The following is a 16157-nucleotide window of genomic DNA, read 5'->3' as shown; positions in this document are numbered from 1 at the left end:
ACTTGCCATTTTACTTCTTCTGGGTAATGCACTCTTGTGCCCATTAAAGAAGCACCTCCTTAGAATCATATTTGGAATACGATTCAGGAGGTGCTTTTTCCTTGTCTCAATTTACTGGGTCACTTCAATTGTGTCTTACCCAATTGTAACAGTGGGGTTTTAAACACAGTCAACCATGAGGGGATATTACCATTTCTCAAGGGTTTCACCATTCACTAATTATCGGTCGGACTGTATTGGAGCCAGTTCGTCTCCACCCGACTCGAGTAGACCTTCGCTATGGCTATTTATTTCGCTTCCTTAATGTGGAACACGCATTTGTCTCCGCCTTTTGCCATACACGTGGTTTGCTCGACATTGGCTTTCAAAACCCGACGGAACAAGGAGAGCTCACAGCTACACGCTTGGTTGAATTCACGGGCTACTTGCGAGATTGGACAATTGAACTCCTGAATCCGATAGCCGTCTCCATTTTCGTCCTTTTCCCATTCCACCATGTAGCCTTTATCGTTTTGCAGCTCGGCAAGCTTGGCTACACGGTTTTCCAAGTCGCCTTGCATGTGGGAGCGATAATTCTCCTCCAAGCGATTCTCGCGGCGTCTAAATAGCATTTCGATTTTGGACAAACCATCGATTTCCTTTATGTCCTGTAAAAAATCTAATGTCAAATGAGAATAATTGCGCGGGAACAGTTCGTCTGCTTCCTGCGACAATGAATAAACATTCGTTGGGCGTCCCATCGCTTGGCGAACAAGCGTAGACTTGATCAAATTATCTCTCTCCAGGGTGTTCAAATGACGCCGTACCGCCATTTCAGTAATCCCTAGCTCGACGGCCATGTCGCTGACAGGGAGTGAACCTTTGACCTTGAGCATGTGCAGGATTTGATCACGAGTGGACGTTCCTTCGTTTGTCATACGTATCACCGTCCTTTCTCCCTATTGTAGTGGATGAAGACGTTTTAGTAAACAAACGAAAGTCTTTTGTATAAAATATCCGCTACGTTGGTGATGGATTGAAAACACTTTTTAAAACAGTTCTTTTTTCAAGAAGGCTCTCACCTGTGGCTCAAACTGACGAATGGTACCAGCAGCTTCTTCTACCAGGCTGTACATTTCATTAGCCGGCACACTTGTATAATCATTGACCAGATGCTTGCGGAAATCGGTCAAACGCGTCAGGATCAAAGCCTGTTCATCCGTGATGACTTGCTCATCCCGCAAAATTTCCACGATGTCGCTGTAGCTTCCTGGATCTCGCATAATGAATCCATCGATCAGTGCATTTCCGACATCCACTATTCCTTCGATAGACAAGTGCAGGGCTCGCTCCATCGCTGCAACAGCTACTTCATCTGCCAAAACCGCTTTGGCCCCTCGTTCGCTGAGCTTGTCCAACAGATCCAGCATACGAGACATATGTTCCAATACTTGGTCGATTCGTTTTGTATTCACGTCGTACATATATTTCTCCTTACTTTCGCTTTTTTGATTTGCGTTTTGAGTAGTAAACGGTAAACACAAATGTTAGCACCAGGACGAGAAGCACCAATTCCCCTTCCTGCAAATAGGAATTGCTCACCGGTTTCACCTCTTTTCATCCCTCAGTATACCAAATTTGTACGACCTGTCACGAATCACGTTCGGTACTGAAAAGACGACTTTTTGATCGTTCACTTTATGTTACAATGATGTGGTGAATTTTTGTCGGCAAGCATAAGGGGAGGAACACACTGTGGAACGCGAATTGGCTCTGGAAATTGTGCGGGTAACGGAAATGGCTGCACTTGCCTCTTCTCACTGGATGGGACGCGGGAAAAAGAATGAAGCGGATGGAGCAGCGACCAGCGCCATGCGCGCCATGTTTGACACGATCAACATGAGGGGTACCGTCGTTATTGGCGAAGGTGAACTGGATGAGGCCCCTATGCTCTATATCGGTGAAAAGCTCGGTAACCCGGAAGCAGGCGGGCCTGAGGTAGATGTGGCGGTTGACCCGCTGGAAGGAACGACGATTGTCGCCAAGGGTCACAACAATGCCATGTCTGTTATCGCCATCGGGGACCGTGGAACGCTGTTGCATGCACCAGACATGTACATGATGAAAATGGCCGTCGGCAAACGTGCTGCCGGACAAATCAACCTTTACGATCCCGTGGATAAAATGATAGAGGTTGTAGCAAAAGCAAACAACAAGCGCGTGCAAGATGTGACGGTCATTATTCAGGAACGCGACCGCCATCAGGCGATTATTGACGCCATTCGTGAAAAGGGTGCGCGAGTGAAGCTTTTTGGAGATGGCGATGTGGGTGCTGCGATTGCTGCCTGTCTGCCGCATACAGGGATTGACCTGTTCTTGGGTATCGGTGGTGCACCAGAGGGCGTGATCAGTGCCGCAGCGATCAAGTGCCTGGGTGGCGACATGCAAGCCCAGCTCAAGCCGCAAAACGACAGTGAGCGCGAGCGCTGCATCAAAATGGGGCTCGACAATCCAGAGCAGCTCTTGACGCTGAACGATCTGGTAAAAGGCGATGATGCCATTTTTGCAGCAACAGGCGTTTCTGATGGAGAGCTGTTGCAAGGCGTGCGCTACCTCGGTGATGATATGGTGGAAACTCACTCGATCGTCATGCGTGCCCAAACCAAAACCATTCGCTTTGTCCGCGCTGTACACAATACCGAACACAAACCAAATCTTTTATGGAAGTAGAGGGACACCCATATGGCAAATGATTTGTTCTACTTGTACGACGAAGCGGAGGATACTCGAACGCGCTTTGTCAGCTTCACGGGCGAAGCTACTCGTTTTGACCTGGCGATTACAACGACTAACCGTTTTTATGGAAAGGCGATTGTCATCAACATTCAAAATGGACGCTCCGCTATTATTGGACATGATGATCTGGAAGAAGAAGGCTATCTGGAATTCGCGTTCAACTTGAATGAGCGTGAAGCCGAAGAATTGAAAGCATTTTTGGAAGCAGCTATCTAATTCACCGAAAGGAAGAGCTATTGCGGGCTCTTCCTTTTTTATTTGCAGCCCCCGCCCATTTCCTGCGGGACAATGCTCCTTACAGGCGTATGCCTCGTATACTGCTACTGCACAGATGCACAGACAGATAACGAGAGGAGTGCGAATCGCATCATGCAATCTTATCCATACGACCAAACTTATGACCAAAACCAATACGATCAAACTCAATATGATTCAAATGAATACGATCAAAACCACTTTGTTCCTGCACAATATGACCAGCCACCTTATTACTCAGCAGACCAGGATTTTCAATACATTCCAGAAGATCAGGCTCATCCAGTTTTTTTCCGTAGAAGACGCGGTCCTGAGGTCGTTGTCGTCCCACAGCCATATCCTTGGTGGGGATGCAGTACTTGCTGGCCTGGTTATTGGCCCACATGGGGCTGGCCTGGTTGGGGACCCGGAGGTTTTGGTGGACCTGGCGGTTTCGGTGGACCCGGCGGTTTCGGTGGACCCGGTGGTTTCGGTGGACCTGGTGGCTTCGGTGGACCCGGTGGTTTCGGTGGACCCGGTGGTTTCGGTGGACCCGGTGGTTTTTGAACCCCTGAAGGTTTTGGCGGAGGTTATTAAATCGAAAAACGAAAAGAGCCCTAGCATACAGGGCTCTTTTTAGCGTTTTTAGGAATCGCGCTTCGGTGCGTTTGGTCCTGTTGGGACTTTATCGCGTTCACGATTGGGTTTCAATTGATTGGGACGGCGCTCTCGCGAGTTGGAGTCCTTACCGTTTTTATCGGGGCGATCCTTTTGGAACTTTGGCTTCTCCCCGCGTTCGTTTCTCCCTGCCCCATTGCGATCAGCGCCAGCATTGTTCTGGCGATCCTGTTTATTTTGACGCGGGTGATAGCGTCTGCGTTCTTTTCGTTCTACATAAGGCGAAGAGCCACCCTCTTCACGAGGAATGTCCTGACGAATATCAATGATGACATCAAAGCCAGCTTCGTCTTGCCCACTTTGGTCGTCACTGTTGCCGACGTTTGCTTTTACCTTGCGCAAAACGAAGTATGGACAACCAAAATTGCAGAACTCATGCAGGTACTCATCCAAAGCGGCGATCCGCTGCTCGAACGGTACTTTGCGATTAGCGTCAGTATAAAACCCACGAAGACGAAGCTGACCATAGCCCCAGTCCCCTACAATATAATCGTACTTGTCGAGGATGTCGCTATAGCGCTCCTTGAACGCTTCAAGGTTCCAGCCGTCTCGATTTACTTCCATGACTTCATAAGTACCGGCTTGCGTGCGAATCAAACTCGCTTCCTCCTTACGCATGTATACTATGTCCATCTTATCATATTTCGCGCAACATGAGCTAAATTTCCCACGATAACTGACCTGTACCTTTGGACATTCTATCGTGTAGGGGGTGTTACCATTGAAAAAGACATGGTTGTATCCTGCAATTGCAGGTATTGTGCTCTTGGCTTCTGGTTGTAACAACAATGCTGCGCCTAATTACACGCATCCGAACAAGACGATGTCGTACCAGTCTGCTCCGCACGTTCGAAATTTTGATGGAATGCACGTCCGCAACTACGATGGCATGCGCTCGACGAACTTTGACGGGTACCACCATAATCGTAATTACACCACTGGTGCTGGAACCACTAGTTTCGACGGGCTCCACGTCCGCAACTACGACGGCATTCGTGATGGACTTCACGTCCGCAATGGCATGGGACTGACCAACAATGCTGGGTATAACTATGGTGCATATCCAAATGGTACTTACCCGCATGTAAACAACTACAATGCCTACACGAGTGGAATGAGACCGTACAATGCCTTTACGGATCATAAAGCTGGTATGGGTACCACAGGTGTTTACAATGCGCCAACTGGTACACACCATTCTATTTATCAGCAGCATGGTGCAAACCGTGGTGGAGCAGGTGTCATGCAAACTGGAATGCCACGCATGGGCTATGTGCAGACGGATCGTCAGCATGTGAGAACTGCCAGTGTCGCCAACGTCTATGTAGACCGTGAAGCATTGGCAAAAGCTGTAGGAAATGTCACTGCCAGCTGCCCTGGCGTACAGCGTTCTACCGTCTTGGTAACGGACAAAGAAGTTTTTGTCGGCTTACACACACAAGGAGCAGATGCGCACACAGCGAAAAAACAGGCAAGAATGAACGCCGAATCCGTGTCACCACGCTATTACAAAGTGTATGTCACCGATAATCCGAATGACATCCAAGAAATCGCTCGTGTAGCAAGTCGCTCCAGCAACGTGAGTACAGCGCGTACAGAAGATGCGAAAAGCATTGACACACTCGTCAAGCGTATGGGTGGAACATCTCATAACGCAAAGGCAACAACCAGTCGCTAAAGCCCTTCCCCCGGTAGTAAAAAACCCCCTCATTTCCGCTCGAATTGGGCGGTTGAGGGGGTTACTTATTATTGCGCTTTCGGCATGGATTCTTTCGCAATCGTTTCCTTCGCGGCACTCGCCTGCTCGTGAGCGTGATACGAACTACGCACCAATGGCCCTGACTCCACGTGGCTAAAACCACGCTTCATTCCTTCATCCTTCAAGCGAGCAAATTCATCTGGGTGGTAAAATTTCTCTACGTTCAAATGCTTCTTGGTCGGCTGCAAATACTGACCAATCGTCATGATGTTGACATCGACAGCACGCAGGTCATCCATCGTTTCGATGATTTCCTCCATCGTCTCGCCTACCCCAATCATCAGACTGGACTTCGTCGGAATGCTCGGCTGGAATTCCTTCGCCTTTTTCAACAGTTCCAGCGTCCGATCGTATTTGGCTCTTGCCCGTACGCGATCTGACATTCGGCGAACCGCCTCAATGTTGTGGTTTAGTACGTCAGGCTTTGCATCCATGACCACTTTTAGCGCATCCCAGTTCCCCATAAAATCGGGAATCAATACTTCTACGGAGGCAAACGGCAGTCGACGACGAATCGCACGGATCGTATCGGCAAAAATCTGTGCGCCTCCATCTGCCAAATCATCACGAGCAACGGAAGTCACAACGACATGCTTCAAACGCATTTGTTCGGCTGCTTCTGCTACACGTTCTGGTTCGGCTGTATCCAGCTCCGTAGGTAGTCCAGTTTTTACTGCACAAAACCGACAGGCACGGGTACATATATCACCCAAAATCATGAAAGTTGCTGTACCGCTTGCCCAGCATTCGTGAATGTTGGGGCATTTTGCTTCTTCACAAACGGTATGTAGCGTCTTCGTGCGCATGGTTTGCTTAAGCTCTTTAAAGCTGGCTAGTTCTGATCCTGAAACAAGGTTGATCTTGAGCCACTCCGGCTTGCGTTGCGTCATAGGGCTCACTCCTCATGTGACATCATGGTACAAGACAATAACAATCTCCATTATAGAGGTTGGATTTCGGAGGGGCAACCTCTTTCCTCCCCCGGAAACAATTACCCGATCCGATGCACGGCATGGCGGTTCCCTTTATGAAGCAATGGACCAAGTATGCGCAGCTCTCGCTCATGACAGGTGAAAAGAAACACTTGATGTTCTTGTGCCAGCATCGAGATATAGTCAAGCGTTCGATGCAGACGCTCTTCATCATAATGGACAAAATGATCATCGAAAAAGAGCGGCAATGGCTCCGACTGCTTGGCATGATGCACCAATGCCAAGCGCTGGGCAAGGTATAGCTGATCGGCGGTCCCAGTGGAACATTGAGCCTGTTCGAGCACCATTTGGTTGGTCGGATCAAGCAAACGAACGGCAAATCCGTCACGCGGATCGAGTCTGACATCCCGATACGCTCCCCCTGTAATATGCCCGATGATCTCCGAAGCCCGCTGATTCACAGCGGGTGTGCTATCTCGTTGCCATTCCCCTACTGCCTCCTGCAACATTTCCCGTGCCAGCTGAAGAGCATCTCGCTTATTTTGCAGCTGACGAAGTGCTGCCTGCGCTTCCTCAAGCTCATCTGTCGCGCGAGCTAATGACAGGCTCTCATGAACCGCCATCTCCCCATGTCCTCTGGCCATGTGTTCTCGCAGCTCCTGTAGTCTCTCCTCAATCTCCACTATCTCGATGCGTAATTTTCCTTGCTCGGTCTCAAGCGCGGTTTTTTCCTGATCCAGCAAGTTCCGAAGTCCCTCACCCCAGATTGCAGACAGATCAGCCTCCCGCTTCGTTTTCTCCATTTCCGATAGAAGATGCTCAGATTGTTGTTTGCTTGTGCTTTTCAGTAGCTCTTCCCGTCTTTCCAAAAATGTATCCCAATTACTCGCCCCCCATCTCTGAACGAGTATGGCGATTTCAGCATCGATGGAGGCGATCTCTTCTTGTACCCTTTGACTTTCCTGTACCGCATCATGATCTGCTGTCTGTTTGGCTCCGCCCGTACTTGCGCCTACTCGCAACAAGAAAACCCCAAAGCCGAACAGCAACAAAGCGGCAGTCGCAGAAATTCCTCCCAGAATGGGATGTCCACTCACGAAGCCGATTAACCCGAGAACAGACAATATCCCTGCGCCGCCCCACATAAGGGCAGCCCCGCGCTTCCTTTTTGCCTGATTGCCTTGTCGGGTGCTGCGTGATGCTGATCTTCGCGGACTTGAAGAAAGGGCGGATACAGCCAATGTCGCCAAACGAATATGCAATGCTTCTCGCTGTCTGAGCAATTGTGCTCCTTTTTCATAATCGTGTTGTAAGGGAATGAGCTGGTCATCCCCCTGGTGTACAGTTACCGTCTGCATGTTTACCTGAGTGAGAGCTCGTCTTGCCTCTTCATGAATGGCCAACTCGTTCTCTGAACGAGCTGTTTGCTCCCACCACGACCAGTCTTGTTGACTGACGGGAGCATGGCTTTTTTGCCATCGTTCCTGCAACGCTTTTGCTTGTCCAGTTGAGCGATCCAGACGCTGCTGCAATCGTTCGCGACGCAGTTCCAATTGCTGGCATTCTTCTGTGGCTTCCGCTATTTGTAGCGTCAGTTGACTGATCGTTCGCCAAGCTGCCTTTGCGTTTTCCTTCTCCTGCTCTTTTTGCGCCACCTTCGTAGCGGCTTTTCCCAAAAGTGTATTTTCGGCCCGTTCTTTTTTGCCGATGAGGGCAAGTTCTCGATCCAGCTCCACCAAAATTTGTTGGACAGCCGGATTGGCTTCTTCCGCAGTCGTAAAGGTCGGAATCAAATGCTCAGCCGCTTGAAGCGGTTCTCTCCTAATCCACGTCAAATCCGTAAATAGACTGCGTGTAAAGCCCGTATGCTTTTCAATAAAATTCCGTTCCTTGCGCCTGTCTTCCAAATAAAGATCAGTCAGCTCCGTCCATTCCGGGTCCAAAAAGAGGCGCGCCTCCTCTCGTTCCTTTGTCAATTGACGGTGCAGACGATAGGTTTTGCCCGCTAATTTGTACGTAATGATCGTTTCATACGAGCCACTCTGCCACGGACGGTACTTTTCATATTCAGGCAAGTATCGCGACGATTTGACGTAATCGCGCTTCATCCCATACAAGGCAGCGAATATCCCCTGAAGGATGGTTGATTTTCCTGACTCATTCGGGGCATAAAACAGATTGATGCCTGGAGCAAAACGGAAGGAAGCATCCTGCCATTTTCCGAAGCCCCTTAGCACTAGCTCCTCCATTTTCATCGAATGGTTCCTCCAATCCGAGCCAAAGCCTCTTGCTTCGCTAACCTGACGATTTCTCGTTCGTCCTCATTTTGCGCACCGGCCTCCGCCTCTGCCAGCTTGGAAAGCCATCTCCCCCAGACGCCACCATCTGCGATCAGCTTGTCCTCATCTACATCAGGCCAGGTCCGGTCTGTCAGCTGCAGCACAAAAAAACGTGAAAATCGCTGTTGAAGGACAGACAAGGGAGGCTGAAAATGGGCTGCGCGTTCCCCTGTCAGCGTGATGTGCATGATAGCGGAATCCTTTTCCTCTGCGAGTTGCTCCTCCATCCGATCAATGAGCTGCTCAGTCGTTTCAACTCCATTCACAATGACTTCCAGCTTTTGAATTTTGCGTGACTGGACAGGAATCGCCGTAAGCTGCAATCTGCCGTCATGATCCAGCTCTCCATACAAAACATGTCGTTCTCCCGCTTCCTTGCTCGTCAGCCCTTCCGGAGAGCCTGGGTAAGCGGCAAGCGGTTGTTTTTTGACAGGATGCATGAATTGACCCGGCTTGTGGATGTGTCCCATCGCAACATAGTCCATGCCCGTCTGTACGAGCTGCTGCAAGGTAACAGGCGCATACGGATGATGCTCTTCATTTCCTGAATTGGAAAGCACACTGGCATGCAAAACCATCAGATGATGGGCATACCCTTCCAATTTTCCTGGAAACGTATCGAGTGGCGACTCGAATACATGTGGCTGACCGAAGCCCCAGCCGTAGATCACGCATGACTTTTCGGGAAATTCATACACGCCCCACTCGGGTGTAAACCAGTAGACGTTCCCCGGCCATTCCAATGTTTGATAAAACGAATCCGCTCGCCACGGATCGTGATTGCCAGGTGCGATCACGACAGGGATTGGTGCGATGCTGGCAAAAAGATCGCGTAAAAACATCGCAGTAGATCGTCTTCCTCCGTGGTATTCCAGCAAATCTCCGGCTATGAGCCAGAAGTCTGCTTCCTTTTCGCGAACGAGGTCACGGATTCTTTTCATCGTTTGACGAAAATCATCCTGACGCAGTTCGTAACGTTCGCCCAACATTTGAAGCGGCGCATCCAGATGGACATCCGCTGTATGGATAAATGACAGCACAATCAATTCCACTCCTCACATAAAACAGACGAACATACTTTCCCTTTATGATACAGAGGAAAAGGCTGGATGAAAAGCATCTGTCAGAACGAAAAAACTTCCGCCAGCAATGACGGAAGTTTGGAGGACTGGTTGTTTACTTGAGCAAATGGAGGAATTCACGCATGAAGCCTGGCAGGTCTGGCCATGCATGTCCGGAAACAAGATTGCCATCGACATGGAGCGTTTCCGTTTGGTAGATCGCTCCGCACGCTTCTACGTCGGGTCTGCAAGCCTGGTAAGCTGTGATTTCACGACCGGCTAAATGCTCGCGAACGATGGTCAATACTTGGGAGCCGTGGCAGATGGCTGCGACTGGCTTGTTCGTCTCGAAAAAGTGCGCCACAATCGGCTTCAAATGCTCATTGAGCCTGATATGCTCAGGTGCTCGTCCCCCCGGGATAATCAAGGCGTCAAACGCCTCAGGGTTAATGTCTGAGAATGCAACATGGGCGGGAAGCTGATAAGCTGGCTTTTCAGTGTACGTCTCACTGTGTGCTTCGAAATCATGGCAAACGGTGTGCAGGGTTTTCACGCTGGGTGCTGCAATGACCGTTTCATACCCTTCTTCCAAGCAGCGGTAATACGGATAGAAAACCTCCAGTGCCTCTACAGCGTCGCCTGTTACAATCAACACTTTTTTGCTCATCACACACAGCCTCCTCATGACGATTTTTAAGGAATACACTCCTCCTGATTTCAATTCTTTGATGATATGGTGTGCTCCTGCCTCTTTTTGCCGCAAATTTACAAAACTTCTCGATAACAACCAAAAGCTCTTCCAAAAGTATCTTGGATAATCCACTCCAACTGGCAGAAACTACAACAAAAGACTAGAAGCTGGAGGGAGACGGCATGCGAGTTTTCCGCCTAATCATTCAGATCAGCTTGTGCGTGGTTGCAGCTATTTCGCCACTAGAATCCGCCGCCGGAATCGCTCCGTCCGCCAAAGGACAAGACCCGGTTTTTCAAGAACGCTTGCAACTCTTTTTCCGCTTGGAATCGATGTACGGCATCCCATGGAATTACTTGGCAGCCATTGATCAATACGAGCGAACCATGAAAATACGCAAGAAGAAGCAGGAGCAAGAAAACGTCTCGCGGCTAACAGCCGTGGACATTCCAAGCGATCGTTGGGCAGGTGCGTTCAATCCCGATGCAGAAGATACGAATCCGGTATCCATTCAGTTTTTTCAAGGGGTCGGGATGGATGGCGACGGCGATGGGCTAGCGGATCGACACAACGATCTCGATGCACTCACTACTTTCATTCATTACCTATCTCAATACGGCTTCTCCGATGAAGATTGGCAAATTGGTCTCTGGTCTTACTACCAGCGGGATCGGTCCGTGAAGACGATCAGGCAGTTCGCGCAGGTGTATGCAAAGTACCAGCACCTGGCCCTAGAAGAGCGGCATTTTCCTATCCCCACGAGGTACGAATACAGCTACCGCAGTACATGGGGAGCGCCACGCGGCTGGGGTGGACGTCGCATCCACGAGGGGACCGATATTTTTGCCAGTCACGGTACTCCCGTACTCAGCACAGCATACGGAGTCATTGAGGTACTCGGCTGGAACAGGTATGGCGGATGGAGAATCGGCATGCGTGACATGGGCAATGTGTATCATTACTTCGCACATCTGTCCTCGTTTAAAAAGGGATTGAAGCCGGGTGACATCGTGGAACCGGGTGAAGTGATCGGATATGTCGGCAGTTCTGGTTATGGGAAGCCTGGTACTTCAGGAAAATTCCCTCCCCATCTGCACTACGGGATGTACAGAGAAACAGGTGGCGCGGATTGGTCATTTGATCCTTATCCGTATTTACGACGCTGGGAGCGGCAAAAGAAGCGGTAATGAAGCCGCTTCTTTTTTATGGGCAGCTCTTCTCATTGACAGACATCATCCGTAAAAATACAATAAAAACAGAAAAACTGGACAGTCGTCCAAAAATGAGGTGAGAAAGTGACTACCCCAAAAAAAGCCGAAGCAAAACGGACATTTTTGATTGAGCAAGCGACTGCTTGTTTGGCTGAAAAAGGGTATGCTCATGTTTCCTTGCGCGACATTGCCAAGGAATCTGGCGTCTCACTTGGCATTCTGCATTATTACTTTGCAAGCAAAGAAGAGCTTTTGCTCGCTGTAATCTCTAGCTACAAGGGACGTTTTATGGAGGAGTTGGAACGCGAAGTGCTCGCAGCTCCATCTGACGAATGGTCAGCAGCTCTAGCCCGTGTCCTATGCCGTAGTCTACAAGAGGATCGAAATCTGCATCGGCTCTGGTATGACTTGCAGGTACAGGCCATGTACGTTCCCGCCTTTGGTGAACAGGTAAAAATCATTCGAACCCGTCTGCATCAGCTCATCTCTCGTATGCTCGTACGGTTGCAGCGCGAAGAACAATCACCGTTGACCATTGACGAAAACTCCGCAATCTCACTCATCTACTCTGCAATCGACGGATTCCTTTTTCAATTTTTGCTCGATGACTTGCAGAAGCCGGAAGAAGCGATTGCTCATTTTGAACAGGCCTTTGCCCATTTGATGGATACACTCTTCTCTTCTGAATCTTTATCTCCTGAATCGAGGTGAATTAGGATGGCAGTCCTGTCCATGCAAAATCCCGCCACTGGAGAACTGCTTGGCGCTTTACAGGAAGCGACTCCAGAACAAGTAGAAGAAGCGATGGCACGTGCGCGTCTTGCCTTTCCAGCTTGGTCCACGACATCGTTGGCCGAGCGTCTGGACTATTTGGCACGGTTGCGGCATTATTTAGTCGATCACGGCGAAGAAATCGCCCGAAAAATTAGTGAGGCTACCGGAAAAGTTACATTGGAAGCGTACATGACCGAAATTTTCGTCACTGTCGACACGATCCGCTTTTATGAAAAACATGCCTATCAGATGCTGGCCGATCAGCCAGTACCAACCTCTATCGTACTATGGCCGAAGAAATCGTATATCCACTACAAACCGATGGGTGTCGTCGCGGTCATTTCTCCGTGGAATTATCCGTTTCAGCTTGCTATCATTCCCGTATTATCTGCGCTGGTAGCAGGCAATACCGTTATTTTAAAACCTTCCGAGGTGACTGCCTCTACCGGACTGCTCATGGAAGAGGTTTTTTCCGCTGTTTCTATGCCAGATGGAGTCGTAACCGTCCTGCATGGAGGACGCGAAGCTGGACAGGCGCTGGTAGCTGCGCGCCCAGATAAAATATTTTTCACAGGCTCTGTTGCGACAGGCAAAAAAATTATGGCGGCAGCTTCGGAGCATTTGATCCCTGTTGAATTGGAGCTGGGCGGGAAGGACCCGATGATCGTATTTGAAGACGCTCATTTGGAACGGGCAGCAAATGGCGCGGTGTGGGGGGCTTTTACGAACTCTGGACAGGTGTGTATGTCTGTTGAACGTCTTTTTGTCCATGAAAAGGTATATCCTGAGTTTCTCAAGCTAGTCACTGAAAAAACAAAAGCATTGCGCCAAAGCTATCCGAATGAGGCCGAGGTCGGTTCGATGACGTCTTCCCAACAAATCGGCATTGTCCGTGAGCATGTGAGCGAAGCACTGGCTGCGGGCGCGACTTCAGTCACCGGAGGACTTCCTTCCTCTGACAGCATGTATATCGCGCCGACCATTCTCACAAACGTGACGACTGAAATGAAAATCATGCGGGAAGAGACCTTTGGTCCAGTGCTGCCCATCATGACTTTTTCCACCGAAGAGGAGGCTGTCCGCCTGGCTAATAGCTCACCGTACGGACTGAATGCCTCCGTATGGTCAGCCGATAAAACAAAAGCGGATCGCGTAGCTCGTCAGCTCGACAGCGGCAATGCGTGCATCAACGACGTCATTATCAGCTACGCCAATCCCCATCTTCCTTTTGGCGGGGTCAAACAGAGCGGTATTGGCCGTTATCGTGGACCTTCAGGACTGCAAGCCTTTACACACAGCATCTCTGTCATCCACGATCCGGGCAAGCGCAAACGCGAGTTCAACTGGTATCCGTATACGAAAGATCAAGAGCTCACCTTCATCGGTTTGACGAACCTGTTATACGGCAAGCTCCAAAATGTAAATCGCCGGACTTTGGGTGCGATCTGGCGCGAATTCAGGCGTCTGTTCTAACCACGCCGGAATGCTGCTGCTCCTTATTTCAGTGTCCCAAAACCAACGATATCCACATGAACTCTGACATTAAATTTCGCTTTTTTATATAGGGCGAGACCCGTTTCGCGTTTCCATTTGCCATAATATTTTTGGCGAATGCTCTCCTCTAGCTGCGCCGGGTCAACCCCTTGCTTTTGAAAACGCACCAACATCTCCATGCTTTCCTTTTTGATCCGTTTCTCAAGCTCTTGAATCAAGGTCCGAAATTGAGCTCGCTTCTCCAAATCCTTGTTGCCTGAATAGCCTACCAGCATTCCTCTTACCTTAAGATCGATGTGGATAACAGGCTTTTTCAGGCTGCCTTCGCTTCTTACTTTCGTTTTTGCCCGCACAAAATCGAAGACGACCTTTTCCCTTTGTTTTTTACCTGTTTTCGTCTCGTGCTGGAACTCGAAGCTCATACGTGGCAAGCGTTCTCTTCCCAGAAAGCCCTGAACCAGCTTCCCCTCTCGCTGTGAGTACATTCCGATCATCCTGTCCACTCGAAAAAGGGCAGCCTTGGTGATCTGAATCTCTCCGTCTCTGTGAATGAGATAAGGAAGATTGGGGTCCATCGTGTTGCTGGTCATCATAAAAACAAAATCGTGAATGGTCGCAAAAGACGAAAAGGCCGTTTCCACTCGCGGACGAAGCAAGCTGTTCAAATACGTGTTGATTTCCGGCCTGTGGTTATAGGTTTTTTTGATGACATCTTTCGCTTTTCCTTGTACGACGGCAATGTATACATTTTCTCCTACTATGGGATTGCGGTAGAGATCAAGGATGACTTTTCCGATCCCTACTTTGCGGGCGTATTCTTCACTGAACAAAATCACACGCAATTGAGAGAGAGACATGGTCCTTTCCGCTTTTGTCGCGAGATTCAGCATCGCCTCGCTCGTCATCGAAGCAAAAGTCGAGTACACCTGCGTGGATTCCTTATTTTTGGAGGGAACCGGTACAGATACGGTGACATCTATCTTTTCACGATCTACATAATCGAAGCCCATAACCCCAATCATGGCCATGTCTTCCAGTGCTGGCCGTTCGAGTTCGCGTCCGCACCCGCAAAGGCTGAGCAGGAGGATAACCGTAACAATGAACCAGCTTGCCCTCTTCATGATACCCGCTCTCCTCTACCGAACTTCAAGGAATGAAGCAATAACAAAAAAATAGGCCATAAGATCAATCCATAGGCTATGTAAACAGTCACCTTGTCATAAATGTAGCGTTGTTTTTCTACAGATAATGGCCCCACAATGAATAAAAACGAAATGATGGTCGGTAAAAGCAGATGCCACAGCCGAGTCTTTTCTGCCATTTCTTCAAGCCCTGTACGCGCAACCCACAAATATCCCGTACTCGTGCTGAGAATGAGGAAAACCCAGAGACCAATCCCGAGATTTTCGATCCGCTCCAAAAAAGACAACTCTACAGCCTTAAACAAATTCAATATGGGATATATAAGATTTTCCATTTGCCATTTGGAAAAATAAGCTATGCTTGTGAGCAAGACCATGACATACAACAAAACCACGATCCATACCCCAATCAGCACATGCTTGTGTGCCTTGTTCTTCTCTTGGATATACGGGTAGAAAAACAGGACCAATTCATACCCAAGCATACTCGCGTAAGAATTGTGCACGGTTTCGGCTATACTGCGCCAATCTGTATTAAATAGAGGAAAAATATGTGTGAATCCTCCCTTTTGAAATCCGTACTGCAAAAGAAAAACCATCCAGCCGGTAAAAAAGAAGGTTAGCAGGCAAAAACGCGCGATTAATTTGATGCCGCCATTTGTAATGTAGACCATCGTCAAAGTCAATCCGAGCAACGGCAATGTGGCTGTCTGATTGCTCAGCATGGAGGTTTGCACCAGCCTGACATATCCTTCATTGGCGGTAGATACATTCAGAATGGCGTAGACGATAATCAAGATATTGAAACAGCGTCCCAGCCATTTTCCCAACAGCTTTTCGTGAATCCGAAACAGATTATCCTCTGGATAGCGACGGCACAAGGCCATCATCGGAATTAACGTTAAGCTGACGATGCATCCCAACAAAATCGGAGACCACCACAGATTGTAGCCTAGTTTGCTGGCAGAATGAGCCAGTCCAAGTAAATTGACCCCCACCATCGTATTCATAATCAATCCGATTACCAGGATCGGATTCAGGCTGTGAATTCTCCCTCTATCCATCTC

The 16157-nt window shown here is 49.1% G+C and carries 16 protein-coding genes; 7 read left to right on the top strand and 9 right to left on the bottom strand.

The window, feature by feature from the left end; all coding sequences use genetic code 11:
- Positions 1–287 precede the first annotated feature (287 nt).
- Positions 288–917, bottom strand: coding sequence for a helix-turn-helix transcriptional regulator (locus tag M3630_RS19255; RefSeq protein ID WP_173610248.1), 630 nt, complete (start codon positions 915–917; stop codon positions 288–290).
- Positions 918–1028: 111 nt separating this feature from the next.
- Positions 1029–1463, bottom strand: a complete 435-nt coding sequence (locus tag M3630_RS19250; protein WP_251253145.1) for a DUF86 domain-containing protein — start codon at positions 1461–1463, stop codon at positions 1029–1031.
- A 271-nt stretch (positions 1464–1734) separates the two neighbouring features.
- Between M3630_RS19250 and glpX the strand changes: the two genes are divergently transcribed.
- The 3 genes from glpX (at position 1735) to M3630_RS19235 (ending at position 3576) form a co-directional block, all read left to right on the top strand.
- Positions 1735–2709, top strand: a complete 975-nt coding sequence (glpX, locus tag M3630_RS19245; RefSeq protein WP_173610052.1) for a class II fructose-bisphosphatase — start codon at positions 1735–1737, stop codon at positions 2707–2709.
- Between the two features lie 12 nt (positions 2710–2721).
- Complete coding sequence (locus tag M3630_RS19240) at positions 2722–2991, top strand: DUF3055 domain-containing protein (protein WP_048034538.1); 270 nt, start codon at positions 2722–2724, stop codon at positions 2989–2991.
- Positions 2992–3144: 153 nt separating this feature from the next.
- Positions 3145–3576, top strand: coding sequence for a hypothetical protein (locus tag M3630_RS19235; protein WP_251253144.1), 432 nt, complete (start codon positions 3145–3147; stop codon positions 3574–3576).
- A gap of 78 nt (positions 3577–3654) precedes the next feature.
- On the opposite strand, the gene M3630_RS19230 is transcribed toward M3630_RS19235, so the two are convergent.
- A complete protein-coding gene (locus tag M3630_RS19230; RefSeq protein WP_173610050.1) occupies positions 3655–4320 on the bottom strand; it encodes a YutD family protein in 666 nt (221 codons plus the stop codon).
- Positions 4321–4399: 79 nt separating this feature from the next.
- Between M3630_RS19230 and M3630_RS19225 the strand changes: the two genes are divergently transcribed.
- Positions 4400–5365 carry a YhcN/YlaJ family sporulation lipoprotein gene (locus tag M3630_RS19225; protein WP_251253143.1) on the top strand — a complete coding sequence of 322 codons (966 nt, stop codon included), beginning with the start codon at positions 4400–4402 and terminating at the stop codon, positions 5363–5365.
- A 68-nt stretch (positions 5366–5433) separates the two neighbouring features.
- On the opposite strand, the gene lipA is transcribed toward M3630_RS19225, so the two are convergent.
- From lipA to M3630_RS19205, 4 genes are all read right to left on the bottom strand, one after another.
- Positions 5434–6336, bottom strand: coding sequence for a lipoyl synthase (gene lipA / locus M3630_RS19220; RefSeq protein WP_173610048.1), 903 nt, complete (start codon positions 6334–6336; stop codon positions 5434–5436).
- A 101-nt stretch (positions 6337–6437) separates the two neighbouring features.
- Positions 6438–8633 (bottom strand): ATP-binding protein, encoded by a 2196-nt coding sequence (locus M3630_RS19215; RefSeq protein WP_251253142.1) that lies wholly within the window; start codon positions 8631–8633, stop codon positions 6438–6440.
- On the bottom strand, positions 8630–9757 hold the full coding sequence (locus tag M3630_RS19210) for a metallophosphoesterase family protein (RefSeq protein ID WP_251253141.1): 1128 nt from the start codon (positions 9755–9757) through the stop codon (positions 8630–8632). Before M3630_RS19210 ends, M3630_RS19215 begins: the two co-directional genes overlap by 4 nt.
- Positions 9758–9893: 136 nt before the next feature.
- Positions 9894–10445: a DJ-1/PfpI family protein gene (locus M3630_RS19205; protein ID WP_015893041.1), complete on the bottom strand. Its 552-nt coding sequence runs from the start codon at positions 10443–10445 to the stop codon at positions 9894–9896.
- 206 nt (positions 10446–10651) lie between these two features.
- Here M3630_RS19205 and M3630_RS19200 point away from each other — a divergent pair, with 206 nt between their 5' ends.
- The 3 genes from M3630_RS19200 to M3630_RS19190 all read left to right on the top strand — a co-directional run bounded on the left by M3630_RS19200 (position 10652) and on the right by M3630_RS19190 (position 13927).
- On the top strand, positions 10652–11656 hold the full coding sequence (locus M3630_RS19200; RefSeq protein WP_251253140.1) for a M23 family metallopeptidase: 1005 nt from the start codon (positions 10652–10654) through the stop codon (positions 11654–11656).
- A 108-nt stretch (positions 11657–11764) separates the two neighbouring features.
- Positions 11765–12391 carry a TetR/AcrR family transcriptional regulator gene (locus M3630_RS19195; RefSeq protein WP_251253139.1) on the top strand — a complete coding sequence of 209 codons (627 nt, stop codon included), beginning with the start codon at positions 11765–11767 and terminating at the stop codon, positions 12389–12391.
- Positions 12392–12397: 6 nt separating this feature from the next.
- On the top strand, positions 12398–13927 hold the full coding sequence (locus M3630_RS19190) for an aldehyde dehydrogenase family protein (RefSeq protein WP_251253138.1): 1530 nt from the start codon (positions 12398–12400) through the stop codon (positions 13925–13927).
- Between the two features lie 23 nt (positions 13928–13950).
- Here M3630_RS19190 and M3630_RS19185 read toward each other — a convergent pair whose 3' ends face one another.
- Both M3630_RS19185 and M3630_RS19180 read right to left on the bottom strand, forming a co-directional pair.
- Positions 13951–15069 carry a Ger(x)C family spore germination protein gene (locus M3630_RS19185; RefSeq protein ID WP_251253137.1) on the bottom strand — a complete coding sequence of 373 codons (1119 nt, stop codon included), beginning with the start codon at positions 15067–15069 and terminating at the stop codon, positions 13951–13953.
- On the bottom strand, positions 15066–16154 hold the full coding sequence (locus M3630_RS19180) for a GerAB/ArcD/ProY family transporter (protein ID WP_251253136.1): 1089 nt from the start codon (positions 16152–16154) through the stop codon (positions 15066–15068). The genes M3630_RS19185 and M3630_RS19180 overlap by 4 nt, the downstream gene beginning before the upstream one ends.
- Positions 16155–16157 lie beyond the last annotated feature (3 nt).

This window comes from Brevibacillus sp. MER 51, assembly GCF_023714195.1.
Taxonomy (GTDB): domain Bacteria; phylum Bacillota; class Bacilli; order Brevibacillales; family Brevibacillaceae; genus Brevibacillus.
The sequence above is the reverse complement of the archived record's forward strand: the minus strand, read 5'-3'. Positions and strand labels throughout refer to the sequence as shown.

Excerpts from the sequence above, each read along its gene's own strand:
- M3630_RS19255 (WP_173610248.1), bottom strand. The coding sequence starts at position 917 with ATGACAAACGAAGGAACGTCCACTCGTGATCAAATCCTGCACATGCTC.
- M3630_RS19250 (WP_251253145.1), bottom strand. The coding sequence starts at position 1,463 with ATGTACGACGTGAATACAAAACGAATCGACCAAGTATTGGAACATATG.
- M3630_RS19240 (WP_048034538.1), top strand. The coding sequence starts at position 2,722 with ATGGCAAATGATTTGTTCTACTTGTACGACGAAGCGGAGGATACTCGA.
- M3630_RS19235 (WP_251253144.1), top strand. The coding sequence starts at position 3,145 with ATGCAATCTTATCCATACGACCAAACTTATGACCAAAACCAATACGAT.
- M3630_RS19230 (WP_173610050.1), bottom strand. The coding sequence starts at position 4,320 with ATGGACATAGTATACATGCGTAAGGAGGAAGCGAGTTTGATTCGCACG.
- lipA (WP_173610048.1), bottom strand. The coding sequence starts at position 6,336 with ATGACGCAACGCAAGCCGGAGTGGCTCAAGATCAACCTTGTTTCAGGA.
- M3630_RS19215 (WP_251253142.1), bottom strand. The coding sequence starts at position 8,633 with ATGAAAATGGAGGAGCTAGTGCTAAGGGGCTTCGGAAAATGGCAGGAT.
- M3630_RS19205 (WP_015893041.1), bottom strand. The coding sequence starts at position 10,445 with ATGAGCAAAAAAGTGTTGATTGTAACAGGCGACGCTGTAGAGGCACTG.
- M3630_RS19200 (WP_251253140.1), top strand. The coding sequence starts at position 10,652 with ATGCGAGTTTTCCGCCTAATCATTCAGATCAGCTTGTGCGTGGTTGCA.
- M3630_RS19190 (WP_251253138.1), top strand. The coding sequence starts at position 12,398 with ATGGCAGTCCTGTCCATGCAAAATCCCGCCACTGGAGAACTGCTTGGC.
- M3630_RS19185 (WP_251253137.1), bottom strand. The coding sequence starts at position 15,069 with ATGAAGAGGGCAAGCTGGTTCATTGTTACGGTTATCCTCCTGCTCAGC.
- M3630_RS19180 (WP_251253136.1), bottom strand. The coding sequence starts at position 16,154 with ATGGATAGAGGGAGAATTCACAGCCTGAATCCGATCCTGGTAATCGGA.